The 19,233-nt window shown below is 59.7% G+C and carries 17 protein-coding genes; 11 read left to right on the forward strand and 6 right to left on the reverse strand.

All coding sequences use genetic code 11. From position 1 onward, the window contains the following. The first annotated feature begins 29 nt into the window (after positions 1-29). The 3 genes from NBG89_RS09875 to NBG89_RS09885 all read left to right on the forward strand — a co-directional run bounded on the left by NBG89_RS09875 (position 30) and on the right by NBG89_RS09885 (position 2,981). Entirely contained in the window at positions 30-1,241 is a 1,212-nt protein-coding gene (locus NBG89_RS09875) for a pyrophosphate--fructose-6-phosphate 1-phosphotransferase (protein ID WP_431319821.1), read from the forward strand. Between the two features lie 58 nt (positions 1,242-1,299). Next, a complete protein-coding gene (locus NBG89_RS09880) occupies positions 1,300-1,935 on the forward strand; it encodes a LysE family translocator (protein ID WP_088691941.1) in 636 nt (211 codons plus the stop codon). Positions 1,936-2,048: 113 nt separating this feature from the next. Beyond that, complete coding sequence (locus NBG89_RS09885) at positions 2,049-2,981, forward strand: transglycosylase SLT domain-containing protein (RefSeq protein ID WP_431319822.1); 933 nt, start codon at positions 2,049-2,051, stop codon at positions 2,979-2,981. Here NBG89_RS09885 and NBG89_RS09890 read toward each other — a convergent pair whose 3' ends face one another. Further along, positions 2,982-4,361, reverse strand: coding sequence for a serine hydrolase domain-containing protein (locus NBG89_RS09890; RefSeq protein WP_431319823.1), 1,380 nt, complete (start codon positions 4,359-4,361; stop codon positions 2,982-2,984). It lies immediately after the preceding gene. 171 nt (positions 4,362-4,532) lie between these two features. On the opposite strand from NBG89_RS09890, the gene NBG89_RS09895 reads away from it, so the two are divergent. From NBG89_RS09895 to NBG89_RS09910, 4 genes are all read left to right on the forward strand, one after another. Continuing rightward, positions 4,533-5,777 (forward strand): DUF3419 family protein, encoded by a 1,245-nt coding sequence (locus NBG89_RS09895; protein ID WP_431319824.1) that lies wholly within the window; start codon positions 4,533-4,535, stop codon positions 5,775-5,777. A 50-nt stretch (positions 5,778-5,827) separates the two neighbouring features. After that, entirely contained in the window at positions 5,828-6,445 is a 618-nt protein-coding gene (locus NBG89_RS09900) for a class I SAM-dependent methyltransferase (RefSeq protein ID WP_431322655.1), read from the forward strand. A 131-nt stretch (positions 6,446-6,576) separates the two neighbouring features. Then, positions 6,577-7,374, forward strand: coding sequence for a glycoside hydrolase family 25 protein (locus NBG89_RS09905; RefSeq protein ID WP_088703416.1), 798 nt, complete (start codon positions 6,577-6,579; stop codon positions 7,372-7,374). A gap of 83 nt (positions 7,375-7,457) precedes the next feature. Then, on the forward strand, positions 7,458-8,690 hold the full coding sequence (locus NBG89_RS09910; RefSeq protein ID WP_431322656.1) for a lytic murein transglycosylase: 1,233 nt from the start codon (positions 7,458-7,460) through the stop codon (positions 8,688-8,690). A 507-nt stretch (positions 8,691-9,197) separates the two neighbouring features. Here NBG89_RS09910 and metF read toward each other — a convergent pair. From metF to NBG89_RS09930, 4 genes are all read right to left on the reverse strand, one after another. Then, on the reverse strand, positions 9,198-10,097 hold the full coding sequence (gene metF / locus NBG89_RS09915) for a methylenetetrahydrofolate reductase [NAD(P)H] (RefSeq protein ID WP_088691935.1): 900 nt from the start codon (positions 10,095-10,097) through the stop codon (positions 9,198-9,200). A gap of 4 nt (positions 10,098-10,101) precedes the next feature. Next, the gene (locus NBG89_RS09920; protein WP_431319825.1) at positions 10,102-11,124 is read right to left on the reverse strand and encodes an ArsR/SmtB family transcription factor; all 1,023 of its coding nucleotides are present in this window, start codon (positions 11,122-11,124) and stop codon (positions 10,102-10,104) included. Between the two features lie 165 nt (positions 11,125-11,289). Continuing rightward, the gene (gene ettA, locus NBG89_RS09925; protein ID WP_431319826.1) at positions 11,290-12,939 is read right to left on the reverse strand and encodes an energy-dependent translational throttle protein EttA; all 1,650 of its coding nucleotides are present in this window, start codon (positions 12,937-12,939) and stop codon (positions 11,290-11,292) included. Positions 12,940-13,119: 180 nt separating this feature from the next. Next, the gene (locus NBG89_RS09930; RefSeq protein ID WP_431319827.1) at positions 13,120-13,854 is read right to left on the reverse strand and encodes a ribonuclease T2 family protein; all 735 of its coding nucleotides are present in this window, start codon (positions 13,852-13,854) and stop codon (positions 13,120-13,122) included. Positions 13,855-14,011: 157 nt separating this feature from the next. Between NBG89_RS09930 and NBG89_RS09935 the strand changes: the two genes are divergently transcribed. Genes NBG89_RS09935 through NBG89_RS09950 form a run of 4 tightly spaced genes read left to right on the forward strand, consistent with a single transcriptional unit; the run spans position 14,012 to position 18,790 of the window. Next, the gene (locus NBG89_RS09935; RefSeq protein WP_431319828.1) at positions 14,012-14,941 is read left to right on the forward strand and encodes an alpha/beta fold hydrolase; all 930 of its coding nucleotides are present in this window, start codon (positions 14,012-14,014) and stop codon (positions 14,939-14,941) included. A gap of 16 nt (positions 14,942-14,957) precedes the next feature. Then, complete coding sequence (locus NBG89_RS09940) at positions 14,958-15,914, forward strand: DMT family transporter (RefSeq protein ID WP_431319829.1); 957 nt, start codon at positions 14,958-14,960, stop codon at positions 15,912-15,914. An 18-nt stretch (positions 15,915-15,932) separates the two neighbouring features. Then, complete coding sequence (locus tag NBG89_RS09945; RefSeq protein ID WP_431319830.1) at positions 15,933-17,135, forward strand: CaiB/BaiF CoA transferase family protein; 1,203 nt, start codon at positions 15,933-15,935, stop codon at positions 17,133-17,135. Continuing rightward, positions 17,132-18,790, forward strand: a complete 1,659-nt coding sequence (locus NBG89_RS09950; RefSeq protein ID WP_431319831.1) for a thiamine pyrophosphate-binding protein — start codon at positions 17,132-17,134, stop codon at positions 18,788-18,790. The genes NBG89_RS09945 and NBG89_RS09950 overlap by 4 nt, the downstream gene beginning before the upstream one ends. Before the next feature lie 39 nt (positions 18,791-18,829). On the opposite strand, the gene NBG89_RS09955 is transcribed toward NBG89_RS09950, so the two are convergent. Continuing rightward, entirely contained in the window at positions 18,830-19,174 is a 345-nt protein-coding gene (locus NBG89_RS09955; protein ID WP_007802370.1) for a RidA family protein, read from the reverse strand. Between the last annotated feature and the right edge of the window lie 59 nt (positions 19,175-19,233).

The raw sequence follows: 19,233 nt of genomic DNA on the forward strand, positions 1-19,233 counted from the left end.
CAGCGCTGATATGAGACATTGGAGGGATCATGGCCAAACAGAAAGTCGCAATGCTCACGGCTGGAGGCCTGGCACCCTGTCTGTCGTCCGCGGTCGGCGGACTGATAGAACGCTACAGCGACGTGGCGCCTGACATCGAGCTTGTCGCCTATCGCTCCGGCTACCAGGGCGTGCTCCTCGGCGACAGCATCAAGATCACTGCCGACATGCGGGAGAAGGCGCCGCTTCTGCATCGCTATGGTGGCTCGCCAATCGGCAATAGCCGCGTCAAGCTCACAAATGCTGCCGATTGCGTGAAGCGCGGACTCGTCAAAGAAGGCGAAAATCCGCTGCGCGTGGCTGCCGAACGGCTCGCCAGCGATGGCGTCACCATCCTTCACACGATCGGCGGCGACGACACCAACACCACGGCCGCCGATCTCGCGGCATATCTCGCCGCCAATGGCTACAATCTGACGGTCGTCGGTTTGCCAAAGACGGTCGACAACGATGTCGTGCCCATCCGCCAGTCACTCGGCGCGTGGACGGCCGCCGAAGTCGGCGCGCACTTCTTCGACAACGTCAGCAACGAGCAGACGGCAGCACCGCGCACCCTCATCATCCATGAGGTCATGGGACGTCACTGCGGCTGGCTGACGGCGGCGACCGCCCGCGCCTATCTGCAGCGGACGAAGAATTATGAATATGTCGATGGATTGATGACGAATGCCAAGATGAAGAGCATCGACGCAGTCTATCTGCCCGAAATGGCATTCGATCTCGATGCGGAAGCGGCTCGCTTGAAGGAAGTCATGGACCGAACGGGCCATGCGACCGTATTCGTCTCGGAAGGCGCCTGCCTTGACGCCATCGTGGCGGAACGCGAAGCGGCCGGCGAGACCATCAAGCGCGACGCCTTCGGCCACGTGAAGATCGACACAATCAATGTCGGCGGTTGGTTCCAGAAGCAGTTCGCGGGCCTCATCAATGCCGAGCGCTCGCTGGTGCAGAAGTCCGGCTACTTTGCGCGTTCGGCCCCCGCCAACGGCGATGACCTTCGCCTCATTCAGAGCATGACCGACCTTGCCGTCGAAAGCGCGCTCAACAAGGTATCTGGCGTCACCGGTCACGACGAAGCGCAGAACGGCAAGCTCAGGACGATTGAATTTCCGCGCATCAAGGGTGGCAAAGCCTTCGATGTCTCAGCCGACTGGTTCGGCGAAGTCATGGATACGATTGGGCAGAAATACCGGACCGCATGATTGACTGACCGTTAATATGGTGTCTTTGTTTTTGCCCTAGGGAATAGGAGGAGATTCCATGTCGCTCGAAGCCTGGTTCGCTTTTGCCGCAGCGTCTGCAATCATGCTCGCCATCCCGGGCCCGACGATTCTCCTCGTCGTTTCCTATGCCCTCGGCCATGGACGCAAGACGGCGCTCGCGACGGTAACTGGCGTTGCGCTTGGCGACTTCACCGCGATGACCGCATCGCTATTCGGATTGGGGGCCGTGCTCGCGGCCTCCGCGACGCTGTTCACCGTGCTGAAGTGGATCGGCGGCGCCTACCTGATCTGGCTCGGAATCAAGCTCTGGCGTGCGCCGGTGATTTCCGAACCGATGGCAGACAATGACAACCTGCCCGAAAAGAAATCGCTCAAGGTTTTCCTCCACGCCTACGTCGTGACGGCTCTCAACCCGAAGAGCATCGTATTCTTCGTCGCATTCGTTCCGCAATTCTTGAATCCGTCTCAGCCGTTCTTCGGCCAGATGCTCATCATGGAAGCCACCTTCCTGGTGCTCGCAACCATCAATGCCTCCATTTATGCGCTGGCTGCAAACGCGGCACGCGGCCTGATCCGCAAGGCAAGCGTTCAGCGCGCAGTCAACCGTACCGGCGGCACTTTGCTCATTGCCGCAGGCGCCGTCACGGCCGGCTATCGCCGCATCGCCGCGTAAAGATTTTCGGCGGGTTGCAGCGAAGCAACGAATACGTTAATTGCGGAATCTGGGCTTAAGGTTTTTGATAACTTCTAACGCTGCCGGGGCGGCGCATTCACGAAAGTGAGAGTATGGTAGCGATCGGTTTTTCCGGCCTGAAACGCAGTCTCATCGTTTCGACGATGCTCTGCGGCGTTGTTGCCGGATGCACGAGCGTCGAATACACGTCGCAGGCAGAATTGACCGCAGCCCAGACCGTTGTTCCGACACCCAAGCCGGGCGAAGACGCTACGCTTGCAGCCGTGCCCGCCGGCGAGGGAGCGACGCAGACGGCGATGATCACCGCCGCCGATCAAGCGGCAACGGCTTTGGCAGCACCCGCTATGCCGGCGGCCGATCCTTCTCAGTTAAGCGGTCAAGTCCAGGCGACGACGGCAGCTGGTTATGCGCAGATTCCGCTTACACCGGAGATGACCGCGATTCAGTCCGTTGTGCCGATCCCGCGCCCGGGCACACCTTCCCCGTCGACGCAGCTCGCTTTTGCCGCGACGCCTCAGGCCGGTAGCGCCATCGCGGCGCTTTCCGCAATCGATACCACGCCGCATCCGATGATGGACTACGGCTTCGACACGTCGGGCCCATCCGACCCGCCGACTGCGCCTCCCATGTTCAGCGACAGTGACGACGATGGCGCCCCGACCGTTGAGAAGAGTGCGATCACCAAGATCATCGACAAGTACTCGAATCTTTACCAAGTGCCCGCTTCGCTGCTTCATCGCGTCGTCCATCGCGAAAGCCGATACAATGCGAAGGCCTATAACAAGCGCGGCTACTTCGGTCTGATGCAGATCAAGTACAATACGGCCAAGTCCATGGGCTACGAAGGCGAACCCGCCGGCCTGTTTGACGCCGAGACCAACATTAAATATGCCGCCAAATATCTTCGTGGCGCATGGCTCGTCTCCGACAACAGCGAAGACAATGCAGTCCGCCTTTATGCGCGCGGCTACTATTACGACGCCAAGCGCAAGGGCATGCAGGACGTCGCGAACGGCAACTACTGACTACTGCCGAGGCAGCGTCGCTAGAATCTCCTTCACTAGGACCTGTGGCTTATAACGGAGCCAACTCGGCGTCAGCCCGAGCCTGACGACGACAAGCTTGGCCGACGGCACGATCGCAACGCTCTGCCCATCGTGCCCCTCCATCCAGAAGGTGTCATCTGGCAGACCGGCCACGGCGCTGCTGTCGCCGCCCGGCGCGGCAAGCCAGGCCTGCGCCTGCGTATATTTGCCACCCGAGGCCATCGTCGGCGTCCTCATCGCAGTCATGAACCGCTCCGGCAACAGCCTCTGTCCATTCCAGACGCCGTCCTGAAGAAGGAACTGTCCGAAGCGCGCCCAGTCCCGCGCGGTGGCGTAAAGGTAGGAACTACCGGCAAAGGTGCCACGAGCGTCAACTTCCAGTACAGCGCTCGACATGCCGATCGGATCGAACAGTGCCGTTTTTGGATAGGTAAGCGCTGCCTGCAGGTTGCCTATCCTGTCCATCCATATCTTTGAGATCAGGACCGACGTGCCGCTCGAATAGTTGAAGCGCTCGCCGGGGCTCGCCTCCAACGGGAGGCTCGCTGGTAGCGCCGTCATATCGGGATCGAGATAGAGCATGCGTGTGACATCGGCGACCGTGCCATAACTCTCGTTGAAGGCCAGGCCGCTCTCCATGCCCAACAGATCGCTGAGCTTGATTTTCGAATAATCGCCGTCCTGCCACTCCGGCAGGAGTGCAGCGTCATCGAATGCGATCTTGTTGTCCAGCATCAGCCGGCCAACGATCGCCGCGTTTATGGTTTTCGTCATCGACCAGCCGATCAGCGGCATTGTCGGACTGAAACCATCCCCATAGCGCTCGGCAATGATACGGCCATTGTGAACGACGACAACCGCACGCATTGCCGGACCGGTCAAATCGCCGTCTGAAAGCAGCGCCTCCAAGTGGGTGTCATTAGCCTTCGCGACGGCATTGCCGTCCGGCCAGATAGCGTCGTTTTGCGGTTCTGGGGCGACCGGGTGATCGGCCACTGCGCCGGCCGCCGCTTCAAAGTCACCGTCCGGCACGCTGCTGCAGCCAAGCGTGCCGTGGTACATTGCATAGCCCGGTGCGAAGAGCCCGAGAATGCGCGCAGTAACCCGTTTTCCCTGCCTGTCGACAGCCACCCGTACCAGCCGCAACAACGGATTTCCCGGAGCTTGAACATCTTCATAGAGCACCTGCTCAGGATCGCGCCCTGCGAGAAACACGTTCGAGCAAACGATCTTGGCCGCATAACCGTCACCCACGCGCAGCAACTCAGGTGGCCTGGCATAAAGCCAAGCAGCGCCCGCAGCGACGATGACGACCAACAGAAGAGCAAGTGATTTCAAGAGACGCAGCACAAATCGCATGAACGATCCTCCTTGCTGCAAGAGAAGCAGGAAAGCTCGCCGCGCGAAAGGCCCAACGCCCCGCATGGTTTTCCATTTCTGCCAAACGAAGCCCCTGCCCACAGCCGGCGTCATCAAACTGTAGTGACGGCGCGCTAAACGCCCTGAACGCAAAAAGGGTGAAAGACTCATATGACGGAATTTGCACCGGATGCCGGCTTCCGCAAGAACCGGAAACTCAAGGCAGCTCTTCTCCGCCACAGTGCCTTTTCCAAGGCCGGCTTTTCTGAACGGCTTTTCGGCCTGTTGTTTTCCGGTTTGGTCTATCCGCAGATCTGGGAAGATCCCGATCTCGACATGCTTGCGATGGAGCTTCAGCCCCATCATCGCGTCGTGACGATCGGCTCCGGCGGCTGCAATATGCTCGCTTATCTTTCCAAGAGCCCGGCATCGATCGATGTCGTAGACCTCAATCCGCATCACATCGCCCTCAACCGCCTGAAGCTTGCCGCGTTCCGTCATCTTCCTAGCCATGCCGATCTCGTCCGCTTCCTCGCCACTCCGCGCGAGACATCGAACAGCCACGCATTCGACCAGTTCCTCGCTGCCAATCTCGACGAGCCGACCCGGACCTACTGGAACGGCCGCAAGTTCGGTCGCCGGCGCGTCACGGTGTTCGACCGCAATATCTACGAAACCGGTCTGCTCGGACGGTTTATCGGTGCAGCTCATCTTCTTGCCCGCCTCCACGGTGTCGACCTGACCGAGATGACGAAAGCGCGTTCGTTGCGCGAGCAGCGCCAATTCTTCGACGAGAAGATCGCGCCGCTCTTTGATAGACCGGTCGTACGCTGGATCACCGGTCGCAAGAGCTCGCTGTTCGGCCTAGGCATCCCGCCACAGCAGTATGATGAACTTGCAAGCCTCGCGGCGGATCAGTCGATCGCGCCGGTCCTGCGCCACCGTCTTGAGAAGCTCGCCTGCCACTTCCCGATGCAGGAAAATTATTTTGCCTGGCAGGCATTCGGTCGCCGCTACGCGCCGAAGGGCGAAGGTCCGCTTCCGACCTATCTCGAGCCCGCTCACTACGAGGCGATCCGTGCCAATGTGGATCGCGTCACCGTTCATCATGCAAGCTTCACCGAGCTGCTCGCTGGCGAACCCGCCGCCTCGCGCGATCGCTATATCCTTCTCGACGCGCAGGACTGGATGACGGATCAGCAGCTCAACGATCTCTGGGCCGAGATCAGCCGCACCGCCCGCGAAGGTGCAAGGGTAATTTTCCGCACCGCAGCCGAAAAGAGCATCATCGAAGGGCGTCTGTCGCCTGCAATCCGCGATCAGTGGACCTACATGGCAGAGAGCTCGCTCGAACTGACGGCATTGGATCGTTCGGCAATCTACGGTGGCTTCCACATCTACAGGAAGACGGCGTGAGCGAGCTCGGCGTGACCCCGGTCGCAAAGGACAACGGCCATGCCGCCCTGATGGACGGCATGTACCGTTATCAGCGCCACATCTATGATCTGACGCGCAAGTATTACCTGCTCGGCCGCGATCAGGCGATCCGCAATCTGAATGTGCCCGCCGGCGGAACCTTGCTGGAGGTCGGTTGCGGAACCGGTCGAAATCTGGCGCTGGCCCACAAATACTACCCGACGGCTCGGCTCTATGGCCTGGACATATCGCAGGAGATGCTGATCTCCGCGCGCAAGACATTCGAGACCAAAGCCACGCTCCCGGATTTCCGCGTCGCCGACGCGACGGCCTTCACACCACGGGAGTTCGGGGTTGGCGGCTTCGACCGCGTCCTCATCTCCTATGCCCTCTCCATGATCCCAGACTGGGAATGCGCAATCGATTCGGCCATCGCCGCCCTCGTCCCTGGTGGCGAATTGCACATCGTCGATTTTGGTCAGCAGGAACGACTGCCAGACTGGTTTGCTCGCCTCCTCAAGGCATGGCTGCGGAAATTTCATGTGTCGCCGCGCGCCGATCTGAGGCACGTCCTCGAGTCCCAAGCCTCTGAAAATCAAGCACGACTAATATTCGAGAGCATCTGCGGCGGATATGCCTGGCGGGCTGTCATTGTGACCAAACCTTGACATTTCGCTTGAAACTAACCGAATTTTTACGTTGTTATGGGAAATAGAGGGGACATTCCTCTGCTGGACGCGTCTATTACGAAGGTCGAGCTGTGGGGCAAAAATTCCATTCGTTTCGCGACGGAACATCTATGCGCCGGCTTCTGTTTTGCGTTTTGCCGTTGGCTGTCATGCTCGCCGGATGCACGTCATCGGGCTATGACTATCTCGAAACAGCGTCCGTAAAGCCAAAAACACGCTTTAAGGACACCGATCCTCAGGACTTCGGATCAAAGCATCCGGAGCTGCAACCGATCCACGGCATCGATGTCTCGAAGTGGCAAGGCGATATCGACTGGCAGACGGTCAAGAGTTCCGGCGTCGCCTTCGCTTTCATCAAGGCGACCGAGGGCAAGGATCGCGTCGATCCGCGCTTCAATGAGTACTGGCAGCGCGCTCGCGCTGTGGGTATTCCGCACGCTCCCTATCATTTCTACTATTTCTGCTCGACGCCCGACGAACAGGCCGACTGGTTCATCAGCAACGTGCCGAGGGAATCAATGCGCTTGCCGCCGGTCCTCGACGTCGAATGGAACTCGGAATCGAAGACCTGCCGCTATCGACCCGATCCGGCGACCGTCCGAGCACAACTCCAGCGCTTCATGGATCGTCTCGAGGCCTATTACGGCAAGCGCCCGATCATCTATACATCGGTCGACTTCCATCGCGACAATCTCGTCGGCTATTTCCAGAACTATCACTTCTGGGTTCGCTCCGTCGCGAAGCATCCTGAAGTTACCTATGCCGACCGCCGTTGGGCCTTCTGGCAATACACGTCGACTGGCGTCATCCCCGGAATCAAGGGGCCAACGGACATCAATGTCTTCGCGGGATCGACGCAGAACTGGCACAACTGGGTAGCCGCGGTATCCAAGGACACGAATTCTTAGTAACGTCCGGCGGTCTTTCTTGCTTCCGTCACAATCATTTGGGAAATCGACGGAAATTCCATTTGATGACGAGGATCGAAACTATGTACCGCTCGCCCGCAAGCCGCACGGCACTTGCACTCCTTTTTGCTGCCGGTCTCGCCACCGGCGCTGCCGCGCAGACGCCGGCACCGAGTGCACCGGCTTCGCAGACAGCTGCCCCGGCATGTGACGGTGATCTCTCCGAATTTCTGGCCGGCGTGAAGGCCGACGCGATCGCAGCAGGCGCATCCGCAGCGGCGGCAGACAAGGCGCTGGAAGGCGCACAGATCGACCAGAAAGTCTTGAGCCGCGACCGTGCCCAGGGCGTGTTTAAGCAGACCTTCCTGGAATTCTCGCAACGGACCGTCAGCCAGGCTCGCCTCGACGTCGGCCGCCAGAAGATGAAGCAATACGCCGATGTCTTCGCCCGTGCCGAGCAGGAATTTGGTGTGCCGGCCGGCGTCATCACCGCCTTCTGGGCAATGGAAACCGACTTCGGCGCCGTGCAGGGCGATTTCAATACCCGCAACGCCCTGGTCACGCTTGCTCACGATTGCCGCCGGCCGGAGCTCTTCCGTCCGCAGCTGATTGCCCTCATCGAAATGGTTCAGCACGGCGACCTCGACCCGGCAACCAACACCGGTGCCTGGGCCGGCGAAATCGGTCAGGTTCAGATGCTGCCCCGCGATATCGTCGCCTACGGCATGGACGGAGACGGTGATGGCCACGTACGCCTCAAGCAGAGCGGCCCCGACGCCATTCTGACCGCGGCCAAGTTCATCCAGCATCTCGGCTTCCAAAAGGGCCAGCCGTGGATCCAGGAGGTTACTCTCCCGGAAAACCTCCCCTGGGAAAAATCAGGTATCGGCGGCCCTCTGACGGCCGGTGAGTGGTTTGCCCTTGGGGTCACGCCGCGCGACGGCGACACGAGCTTCGGTAACCTGCATGGCGACCTTATACTGCCGCAGGGCCGCCTTGGTCCGACCTTCATCGCTTACCCGAACTTCCAGATCTACCTCGAATGGAACAAGTCGTTCATCTACACGACTTCGGCGGCCTATTTCGCGACCCGCCTCGCCGGCGCCGAGACCTATCTCAAGGGCACGCCCGAACAGGGGCTTTCCAACGATCAGATGAAGGAGCTGCAGACGAAACTCGGAACGCTCGGCCATGACGTTGGCAAGGTCGACGGCATCCTGGGTTCGGGGACGCGGGTTGCAATCCAGAAGGAACAGCAGCGTCTCGGCATACCGGCAGACGGCTGGGCAACACCGACGCTCCTCAATTCTCTCTGATCACGCCTCATTAAGCACTCGCTTCGGGCCGGGTTTCGCACCCGGCCTTTCATTTGCGCGGATTATTCCATGGTTTCAGAGGCTTCAAGCAAAGCCTTCATCTTGCCGCAAGTGTGAAGACAGGATCGCCGACTTTAACGGCAGGTTAAAATCTGTGAATATTTTTCTGCAGGAATTTATTTCACGATTTCAGCGAATTAGCGATAGCGCCGCGTCGACGATGTGACATTTTCGCCGCAGCGCAGTATAAAATCCGCTTTCCAAGCGACACAATCACGACATATTATCGCACCGTTAACGCGAGGAGACAGACATGGGACTTACACAATCCTTGAATGTCCTTTTGGTCAGCGCGGCGTTTGCATTTGTATTGACAATGCTTTTCATCTGAACGTCGTGGCAATCGAACAGTACCGAGACTCCTGAGTAGCGAAACAGTTCAATGAATCGGAAAGGCGCATCCCACGAGGAGATGCGCTTTTCTTTTTGTCTTCTGATGGAAGCAGCCTATGCGGCGGCACCGGCCTTTTTAGCGCCTTCCCGTGTGAAGCCGAGATTGGTCAGCACGGCCGAAACGAGCGGCGCCCGGTTCATGGTGTACAGGTGGAAATCTGTGAGCCCGCGACGGGCTAGATCCTCGATCTGTTCCGCAGCGACCTCGGCGGCTACCTTGGCTCTCTCCTCCGGCTTGTCGTCGAAGCCCGCAAAACGCTCATCGAGAAACGCGGGTATGACAGTGCCGCAGGCGCCGGCGAAGCGCTTCAGCTGCGTCAGGTTCTGGATCGGCATAATGCCGGGCACGATCGGAATGTTGACGCCAGCGGCCCGCACCTTTTCCAGATAGCGCTCGAAATTATCGTTATCGAAAAAGAACTGCGTCAGCGCCCGGGTTGCGCCGTTATCCGCCTTCTGCTTCAGCATGTCGATGTCGGCAGCCGTATCGCGACTCTCCGGATGCTTTTCGGGATAGGCGGAGACCGAAATCTCGAAATCACCGATCTCGCGCAGGCCGGCAACCAGCGCCGCCGCATTCGCATAGCCGCCCGGATGCGGCTGGTAGGGCGCCCCGACGCCTCCGGGCGCGTCGCCGCGAAGCGCTACGAAATGCTTCACGCCAACCTTGCGGAAGGTCTCGATGACGCCGTGCGTTTCATCCTTCGTCGCTCCAACGCAGGTAAGATGCGACGCTGTGGCAAGCGGGGTTTCAGCAATGAAACGCGAGACTGTCGCAAGCGTTGGTGCCTTGGTGGTGCCACCGGCGCCGTAAGTCACCGATACGAAGTCCGGGTTCCAGTCCTGCAACTCGCTGACCGTATTCCACAGCTGACCTTCCATCTCTTCCGACTTCGGCGGAAAAAACTCGAAGGAAATGCCGATCTTGCGGCGCGCGTCGCTGTTCAAAGCCATATGATTATCTCCCGGCAAGTATGGGTTCGGCACCTTCACTCGCTGAGGAGGCCATAAGGCGCCGGGGGTCGCGCGCAAGCCAAACAGTGACAGTGAGCCCCTGCCCGCTTTGATGACCCGGATGAAGATCGACGACCTGCTCGACATCCAGCCCAGCCTTGCGCAGCCAGTCGGATATAGACTGATGCGAGAAGCCGAGGCGAACGTGCGCATGCTCGTCACGAAGGTATTCCAGCCCATGCGGCGCCAGATCGATGATAACCAGCCGTCCGCCTGGCCGCAGCATGCGCGCTGCCTCACCGATTGCGATCTCGGGCTGATCGAAGAAGTGCAGTACCTGGTGTATCGTCACCACGTCAAAATCCTGGGCCTCAAACGGCAGATTCAGAATATCGGCGTGACGAACAGATGCCTTGGTGATTCCTGATTTATCGAGATTGGCGCGCGCCACGCTCAACATATCGCGGCTGGCATCCACACCGATCGCCCGGCGATAGAGGCCGGACAGCAGTTCAAGGATCCGCCCGGTTCCGGTGCCAAGATCGAGAAGCGAGTCAATCGGCTGGCTCCCAAGCATCCGAATGACGGCGGCATCGACCTCTTCGTCAGCCGCATGCAGACGGCGAAGCTCGTCCCACTCGGCGGCGTTGCGACTAAAATAGGCCTGCGCGCGCTCAGCCCGTTGACGCTTCACTGCAGCCAGGCGCTCGCTGTCACGCAGGATCACCGGATCATTCTCGGATGCATGCGCGAGCAGGCTGCGCACGAACGTCGCTGCCTTGCCATCCTGCCGGAGCCGGAAATAGGCCCATGCGCCCTCCTGGTAGCGATCGATGAGATCCGCTTCGCCCAGCAGCTTTAGGTGACGAGAGATACGAGGTTGGGACTGGCCGAGGATTTCGGTAAGATCAGTAACCGTCAGGTCACCGGCAGCCAACAGAGCCAACAGGCGCAGACGCGTCGGTTCGCCGGCCGCCCTGAGGACGTCCACCAACGCATCCAATCCAAGTCTGATAGGCTCACTCATACCCGATCCAATCAACATATAAAGATATCTTTATGTGATTTGAACAAGTGTGGCAAGCTGGAATTCCATCCGTTCACGAAATTAGCTGCTCGGATCGCGACATCGGTGCGCGCAAAAAAAGCCCCGGCGAACCGGGGCTTTTAGATCTGGAGCGATTTTAAGCGATCAGCGCGTCAGACGCTTGTAAGTTACCCGATGCGGGTTGATCGAGTCGACACCGAGACGGCGCATCTTGTCCTTTTCGTAGTCTTCGAAGTTGCCTTCGAACCATTCGACATGGCTGTCGCCTTCAAAGGCGAGGATGTGCGTCGCCAGACGGTCGAGGAACATGCGATCGTGGCTGATAATAACAGCGCAACCAGCGAAGTTCTCGAGCGCGTCCTCGAGTGCCGCCAGCGTTTCCGTGTCGAGATCGTTGGTAGGTTCGTCGAGCAGGATGACGTTGCCGCCGGCTTTTAGCATCTTGGCGAGGTGAACGCGGTTGCGCTGACCGCCCGAAAGCGTGCCGACCTTCTGCTGCTGGTCACCACCCTTGAAGTTGAAAGCACCGCAATAGGCACGGCTGTTCACTTCATGCTTACCGAGCTTGATGATGTCGTTGCCGCCGGAGATTTCCTCCCAGACGGTCTTGTTGCCGTCGAGGGCGTCACGACTCTGGTCGACATAGCCAAGATCGACAGTCTCACCGATACGGATTTCGCCGTTGTCGGGCTTTTCCTGGCCGGTGATCATCCGGAACAGCGTCGTCTTGCCGGCGCCGTTCGGACCGATGACGCCAACAATGCCCCCGGGCGGCAGCTTGAAGGTCAGGTTCTCGATCAGCATTGTATCGCCGTAGCCCTTGGTAAGATTCTCAGCCTCGATGACCACCTGGCCGAGACGCTCGCCGACGGGAATGACGATCTGCGCGTCGCCGGGACGACGATCGGCGGCGGCTGCCACCAGCTCGTCGTAGGCACGAATACGGGCTTTCGACTTCGCCTGACGGGCCTTCGGGCTGGAGGCGATCCACTCCTGTTCGCGCGACAACGCCTTCTGGCGGGAGGCTTCTTCGCGGCCTTCCTGCTGCATGCGCTTGGCCTTCGCCTGCAGGTAGGCCGAGTAATTGCCCTCGTAGGGAATACCACGGCCGCGGTCGAGCTCAAGGATCCAGCCGGTGACGTTGTCAAGGAAGTAACGGTCGTGGGTGATCATCAGCACGGCACCCGGATATTCGCGCAAGTGCTTTTCGAGCCAGGCGATCGTCTCGGCGTCGAGATGGTTGGTCGGCTCGTCGAGCAGCAGCAAGTCCGGCTGCGCCAGCAGCAGACGGCAGAGCGCCACGCGGCGCTTCTCACCGCCCGAGAGTTTTTCGACCGAGGAGTCGCCGGGCGGGCAGCGCAGCGCGTCCATCGCCATTTCGACCTGGCTTTCGAGGTCCCAGAGATTCTGGCTATCGATGATATCCTGGAGCTTGGCGCCCTCTTCCGCCGTCTCGTCGGAATAGTTCATCATCAGCTCGTTGTAGCGGTCGAGGATCGCCTTTTTCGGAGCAACACCTTCCATGACGTTTTCAAGAACGGTCTTGGAATTGTCGAGTTGCGGCTCCTGAGCGAGATAGCCGAGCGTAGCACCTTCGGCGAGCCAGGCCTCCCCCGTATATTCCTTGTCGAGACCGGCCATAATACGCAGCACGGTCGACTTACCGGCACCGTTCGGGCCGAGGATACCGATCTTGGCATCCGGATAGAAAGAAAGGTGGATATTCTCCAGCACCTTCTTGTTGCCGTACGCCTTGTTGAGGCCGGCCATATGGTAGATGAACTGACGTGCCATTGATTGCTCGCTCCGCGGGGGAATTTAAGTTTTGCCGCTATGTAGGCGAATTGGGTCAAAGGAGCAACGCGCGGCGGCCAAAAACCAGAGGCTTTTGTAACCGTCGTCGAGAACGGGACCTAGATGGCCACTGCTCTGCAGCAGACAGGCCCAAGCTTTGGCTTTCCGTGAGCGGCAAGATCAAAACCCTGCCGCGTCCACGACGCCATCATTGCAGCCGAACGACGTCCGCCCTGCTCCTTGGATGAGGTCGCGCAGGCTTGTTTCGCCATTCGATGTCGCGTCTTCCGAAAGGCCAATCGTGAGTTCACTGATGACGCGGTTTCCACCGGCACGCCGGCAACTCATCTTGACGCGATCTCCCGCGCCAGTCCCAAAGCTTTTATCAAATGCGGCCTTGATCGCCTCCGCCGTCAGCGGCTTGCCTACATTGGTCGCGAACAAATCGCGGACCGCCGAGGCATTGAGTTCGTCGATCAGCCGGACTGACGTGGCGAAATAGTCGTCGGCACTCAGCTTGGTGCACGTGCCGTGTTTGATCCACTCATGCCGTTCCAAGCCGGATTGCGTTCCGGGCATGGCCTTCTCGAGCGCGGCCTTGGTCGCGGCAGACAGCTCTACCTCCGGCAGTCTCTTCCAGTCGCCGTCCTTGTCCGCGGCGCGCAGGTTGCCGGAGACGTCGCAATAGTCCTTGCGCATCGGCCAGAGCCCATGCAGCGAGAAATTGGTTGCATCGAACCTGTCCTTGGTCTGGTTGCTGCATTCCGGTTTGCGCTGGTTGGTTTCACAAAATGCGGGTTGCCAACTGGCCGCCAGAATGAAGCGCGTTCTTCCCGCGGCATCCTCGGCTCCTGCAGCGCCCGCGGCCGTGATCGCAATCAGGAATACAGCCATGCGCAGAAATGGATTGCTCATCTTCATCCTCACAAAGAACAATTCATGAACAGGAAATCACGCCAAGTTCGTTTTCACAACCCTCAATCCGTAGGGTGCGAAAATCCCGTCGCATAAATATTTGGACGTGTTGCATTTTCTGGGTGATCTGATCTTCTCCCGCCAACGGGAGGATCTGATGTTCGCAGATACGCAAAGCCTTGAAACGGCGAACGCCTCGCTTGGTTTTCATCACGAACCGGCACAATTCGAGGCACGCGGAATTATCCTTGTCTCCCATGGACTGGCCGAGCATTCCAAGCGCTACGCCCGTTTCGCGGCAGCGATGGCGGCTCGCGGCTACCATGTCTTTGCCTTCGATCACCGTGGACATGGAGAAACGACTGCGCCGGATGCGCCGATCGGGCGTTTTGCCCGCAGGGACGGTATCCGGCAGGTGATCGACGATGTCGGCTCTGTCCGTGAATATGCGGCAAAGCGGTATCCCGGCCTGCCAGTCATCCTATTCGGGCATTCGATGGGAGGTCTCATCGCGCTTAACGCTGCGGTCACCCACCCCGAGAAATATGACGCCGTCGCCGTCTGGAATTCGAATTTCAACCCGGGCATCTCCGGGCGAGCCGCGCAGGCGATCCTGTTGGCCGAACGAGCCCTGAAAGGCTCCGATGTTCCGAGCGGTATCTTGCCGAAGCTCACCTTCGGCACTTGGGGAAAGTCCATTGCCAATCGTCGAACAGAGTTTGACTGGTTAAGTCGCGACCCGGTCGAGGTTGACAAATATATCGCCGACCCGCTGTGCGGCTTCGATGCCTCGGTGTCCCTCTGGCTCGATATCTTCGAACTGACGTTTCGCGCACCACAAACGCCGCATCTGGACCGGCTGCCGAAGCAGATACCCATCCACCTTGTAGGAGGCGGGCAGGATCCGGCAACAGATGGCGGAAAAGCGGTGATCTGGCTTTCAAACCATTTGAAAGCGCATGGCTTCTCCCGTATCACGACACAGATATATCAGGACATGCGCCACGAAACGCTGAATGAAATTGGAGCGGACGCGGCCATCACCGCATTCGCCGACTGGTGCGACGAAGCGATCGCAAGATCCTGAACTGAAGGATTTCGCGATGAGCCATGGTATTTCTTCCCGTCCCACCTCCACTTCGGAGGTTTCGACCGGCATTCTCCTGATGTTCCTGTCGGTGCTCGTATCGCCGATCATCGACATCTTCTCCAAGCTCGCGATCGCCACGATTCCTGCGGCAGAGATCACAGCCGCCCGCTTTGTCGTGCAAGCGCTGTGCATGTTGCCGATCGTCATCTGGCGCGGAAGCTGGAAAACCTTCTCCTGGCGGGCGAACATCTTTCACGCCATCCGCGGCGCCATCATAACCGTCTCCATGATCTCCTTTGTCGCGACACTGAAGTACATGCCGGTCGCCGACGCCATCGCGATCTTCTTCGTCGAACCGATCATATTGACGATCCTGAGTAGTATCTTCCTCAAGGAGACGATCGGTTGGCGCCGCTACACGGCCTGCGGCGTCGGATTCTTCGGCGCGATGCTGATCATTCAGCCAAGCTTCCAGGAGGTCGGCTACGTCGCGCTCCTGCCTGTGGTCAGCGCGTTCTGCATCGCCATATTCGCCTTGATGACCCGCGTGCTGTCGCACCGGGAAGATCCGTGGGCGATGCAGCTTCAGATGGGCGTCTGGGGTTTGCTCTTCTGCGCCATCCTGCTCGCACTCGGTAGCGGCACGGGCTCTGACGTCTTTGATGCGGTGATGCCGGATGGCCGCGGCTACCTCTACCTGCTCGGCGTCGGTGTCACGGCGGCCATTGCCGGCATCTTCGGCGTCTATGCCTACCGTGCGGCACCCGCCTCGATATTGGCACCCCTGCAGTATTTCGAGATCGTGTCGGCGACCATCTTCGCCTGGCTCGTATTCGGCGACTTTCCGGATGCGCTCAAGTGGCTCGGCATCCTGATCATTATCGCATCGGGCTTGTACATCATTTGGCGCGAGCGACGCTTTGCATCGAAGCCGGTATCCGATACACCTCAATCGGCCCTGGCGCCCTGATCTGCTCGTGGGAGGAACATGACGGACAATCAGCCCCAAAAGCCGCCTCTGTCTGGCATACGCGTGATCGAGCTTGCGCGGGTGCTCGCGGGTCCATGGGCGGGCCAGATGCTGGCCGATCTCGGCGCCGACGTGATAAAGGTCGAAAACCCGGATGGAGGCGATGACACCAGGCACTGGGGACCGCCCTTTGTCGAGTGTGCCGACGGCGAAAACCTCTCCGCCGCCTACTACCATGCGGCCAATCGCGGCAAGCGTTCAATTACTGCCGACCTGAAGCGTGAAGAGGATCAGGAACTGGTCCGCCGCCTTGTCGCCACAGCCGATGTCGTCATCGAGAACTTCAAGCTCGGCGGGCTTGTCAAATACGGTCTCGACTACGAGAGCCTGAAGAAAATCAACCCCAAGCTTGTCTATTGCTCGATCACGGGCTTCGGCCAGAACGGTCCCTATGCCAGCCTCGCGGGCTACGATTATATCGTTCAGGGCATGTCCGGCTTCATGTCGATTACCGGCGAACCCGACGGGCAGCCGATGAAAGCAGGCGTTGCGATCGCCGATATCTTTACCGGCATTTATGCGGTCGCAGCCATCGAGGCCGCGCTTATCCACACACAGAGGACGGGTGAAGGGCAGTTGGTCGATATGGCACTGCTCGATGTACAATCGGCCGTACTCGCCAACCAGAACATGAACTATCTGGTCTCCGGTCGGGCGCCCACGCGGCTTGGAAACGCGCATCCGAATATTTCCCCCTATGAAGTGGTGCCGGCCACCGATGGTTATCTGATCCTCGCGGTTGGCAATGACGGCCAGTTCCGCCGCCTGTGTGCGATCCTCGGCCTCGAGGGCATTGCCGACGACCCCCGCTTTTTGACGAACAAGGCGCGCGTCGCGAACCGTGACGAGCTCCGCAGGCTCGTTTCCACCGAAACGCTGAAATGGCAGAAGACCGACCTGTTGCGGGCCTGCGAGGCGGACGCGGTTCCTGCCGGCGCGATCAACACCATCGAGGAAATGTTTGCGGATCCACAAATTCAGGCGCGTGGGTTGCGGGTAGATCTCGCCGACGCAAAGGGCACCGTCATTCCCGGCGTCAGGACGCCGGTCGTGCTATCGCGGACGCCCTTGCGCTACGAGCGTCCGAGCCCGAGACTGGGGGAACATCAGGAGGAAGTTCTGGCGGAGCTCGCCGAACTTGAGAGGAAAAGACCATCATGAAAAAGACTGGCGGGGAACTGATCGTCGAGGCCTTGAAAGCGAATGGGGTGAAACGCCTCTCCTGCGTGCCCGGCGAGAGTTTCCTTGCCGTTCTCGATGCGCTTTATGACAGCGACATCGAGGTGATGGTCTGCCGCCAGGAAGGTGGCGCGGCCATGATGGCAGATACCTGGGGCAGGCTCACCGGCGAGCCCGGCGTGTGCATGGTCACCCGCGGCCCCGGTGCCACGAATGCTACCGCAGGATTGCACATCGCCCGGCAGGATTCCATTCCGATGATCCTCTTCATCGGGCAGGTCCAGCGCGACGCAAGGGAACGAGAGGCCTTTCAGGAGGTCGAGTTCCGCCGTGCCCTGACGGAATTCAGCAAGTGGGTGGGTGAGATCGACGACGCTGCGCGCATTCCGGAGTTCGTTACCCGCGCCTTTGCAATTGCAACCTCCGGCCGTCCGGGCCCAGTCGTGCTGTCACTGCCCGAAGACATGCTGCGCGATGAGGTCGAGGCGCCTCGCGCCAAACGCTATTCGCGCGTCGAAGCCCATCCCGGCCGCCGCCAGATCGACGACTTTTACCTGCGCCTACTAAAAGCGGAGCGACCGATGGTCATCGTCGGCGGCACGCGCTGGGATGCGGACGCGGTCGTCGACCTCAAGGCCTTCTCTGAGCGCTTCGCACTGCCTGTCGGCTGCTCGTTCCGTCGGCAGATGCTGTTCGACCATCTACACCCGAACTACGCCGGCGATGTTGGTATCGGTATCAACCCTGCACTAGCGAAGGAAATCAAGGAAAGCGATCTACTGATATTGCTCGGCGGTCGGATGTCCGAGATGCCGTCCTCCGGCTATACGCTGATCGACATCCCCTACCCGCAGCAATCGCTCGTCCACATTCATCCTGACCCCTCAGAGCTTGGCCGTGTCTACCGCCCCGACCTTGCAATCTGCGCGAGCCCGAGCGATTTCGTTGCCGATCTTGCTGATCTCGAGGCACCAAGCGAACTCAGATGGGCGGAGCGCGCCGAGCGGATGCACCAGGCCTACATCGCCTGGTCGACACCGCCTCAGACCGGTCCCGGCCCGGTCCACATGGGACCGATCATGGAGTGGATCGAGGCAAACACGCGCCCTGACACAATCTTCACCAACGGCGCCGGAAACTATGCCACCTGGCTGCACCGCTTCCATCGATTCCGTCAGTTCAACACCCAGGCGGCGCCGGCGTCCGGCTCCATGGGTTACGGCATGCCCGCCGCGGTGGCTGCCAAGCAGCTTTTCCCCGAACGCGAGGTCATATGTTTCGCCGGAGACGGCTGCTTCCTGATGCACGGCCAGGAATTTGCGACCGCCGTGCGCTATAACCTGCCGATCATCACCGTTGTCATCAACAACGGCATTTACGGCACCATCCGGATGCATCAGGAGCGCGAGTATCCGGGGCGCGTCAGCGGCACCGATCTGACCAACCCGGACTTTGCCGCTCTTGCCCGCGCCTACGGTGGCCATGGGGAAACGGTCGAGACGACGGAGAGCTTTGCAGCCGCCTTCGAGCGCGCAAGGGCGAGCGGCAAGCCCTCGATTATCGAGGTAAAGCTCGATCCGGAAGCCATTACGCCGACGCGTACCCTTTCCGAAATCGCCCAAACAAAAAGCCGGTGAACGAACCCACCGGCTTTCGAGATTTCAATGCCCGTCGACTTAGTCGAGGGCGGCCGTAACCGTAAACTCGACCTTGTACTTCGGGGCTGCAAGCTTGGCTTCGCTGGTTGCGCGAGCCGGCGTGTTCGCCGGATCAACCCAGGCTTCCCAGGCAGCATTCATTTCTGCGAAGTAGGACATGTCGGAGAGATAGATCAGCGTCTGCAGGATCTTCGACTTGTTCGAGCCGGCTGCAGCGAGCAGGCGATCGACTTCGGCGAGCGCCGACTTGCACTGTTCCGTGACGCTCTCGCCTTCGCCGACCTGGCCAGCGAGGTAAACGGTGTTGCCGTGGACAACTGCGCCGCTCATGCGGGCGCCGGCGTCGATACGCTTGATGCTCATGATGTTCTCCTGTTTACGAACGAACGACGCCGCTGGGATCGAGCGGCGCCGGATCTGGT

The sequence above is a fragment of the Rhizobium sp. YTU87027 genome (assembly GCF_050644135.1).
Classification (GTDB): domain Bacteria; phylum Pseudomonadota; class Alphaproteobacteria; order Rhizobiales; family Rhizobiaceae; genus Rhizobium.

Excerpts from the sequence above, each read along its gene's own strand:
- NBG89_RS09875 (WP_431319821.1), top strand. The coding sequence starts at position 30 with ATGGCCAAACAGAAAGTCGCAATGCTCACGGCTGGAGGCCTGGCACCC.
- NBG89_RS09880 (WP_088691941.1), top strand. The coding sequence starts at position 1,300 with ATGTCGCTCGAAGCCTGGTTCGCTTTTGCCGCAGCGTCTGCAATCATG.
- NBG89_RS09885 (WP_431319822.1), top strand. The coding sequence starts at position 2,049 with ATGGTAGCGATCGGTTTTTCCGGCCTGAAACGCAGTCTCATCGTTTCG.
- NBG89_RS09890 (WP_431319823.1), bottom strand. The coding sequence starts at position 4,361 with ATGCGATTTGTGCTGCGTCTCTTGAAATCACTTGCTCTTCTGTTGGTC.
- NBG89_RS09895 (WP_431319824.1), top strand. The coding sequence starts at position 4,533 with ATGACGGAATTTGCACCGGATGCCGGCTTCCGCAAGAACCGGAAACTC.
- NBG89_RS09900 (WP_431322655.1), top strand. The coding sequence starts at position 5,828 with ATGGACGGCATGTACCGTTATCAGCGCCACATCTATGATCTGACGCGC.
- NBG89_RS09905 (WP_088703416.1), top strand. The coding sequence starts at position 6,577 with ATGCGCCGGCTTCTGTTTTGCGTTTTGCCGTTGGCTGTCATGCTCGCC.
- NBG89_RS09910 (WP_431322656.1), top strand. The coding sequence starts at position 7,458 with ATGTACCGCTCGCCCGCAAGCCGCACGGCACTTGCACTCCTTTTTGCT.
- metF (WP_088691935.1), bottom strand. The coding sequence starts at position 10,097 with ATGGCTTTGAACAGCGACGCGCGCCGCAAGATCGGCATTTCCTTCGAG.
- NBG89_RS09920 (WP_431319825.1), bottom strand. The coding sequence starts at position 11,124 with ATGAGTGAGCCTATCAGACTTGGATTGGATGCGTTGGTGGACGTCCTC.
- ettA (WP_431319826.1), bottom strand. The coding sequence starts at position 12,939 with ATGGCACGTCAGTTCATCTACCATATGGCCGGCCTCAACAAGGCGTAC.
- NBG89_RS09930 (WP_431319827.1), bottom strand. The coding sequence starts at position 13,854 with ATGAGCAATCCATTTCTGCGCATGGCTGTATTCCTGATTGCGATCACG.
- NBG89_RS09935 (WP_431319828.1), top strand. The coding sequence starts at position 14,012 with ATGTTCGCAGATACGCAAAGCCTTGAAACGGCGAACGCCTCGCTTGGT.
- NBG89_RS09940 (WP_431319829.1), top strand. The coding sequence starts at position 14,958 with ATGAGCCATGGTATTTCTTCCCGTCCCACCTCCACTTCGGAGGTTTCG.
- NBG89_RS09945 (WP_431319830.1), top strand. The coding sequence starts at position 15,933 with ATGACGGACAATCAGCCCCAAAAGCCGCCTCTGTCTGGCATACGCGTG.
- NBG89_RS09950 (WP_431319831.1), top strand. The coding sequence starts at position 17,132 with ATGAAAAAGACTGGCGGGGAACTGATCGTCGAGGCCTTGAAAGCGAAT.
- NBG89_RS09955 (WP_007802370.1), bottom strand. The coding sequence starts at position 19,174 with ATGAGCATCAAGCGTATCGACGCCGGCGCCCGCATGAGCGGCGCAGTT.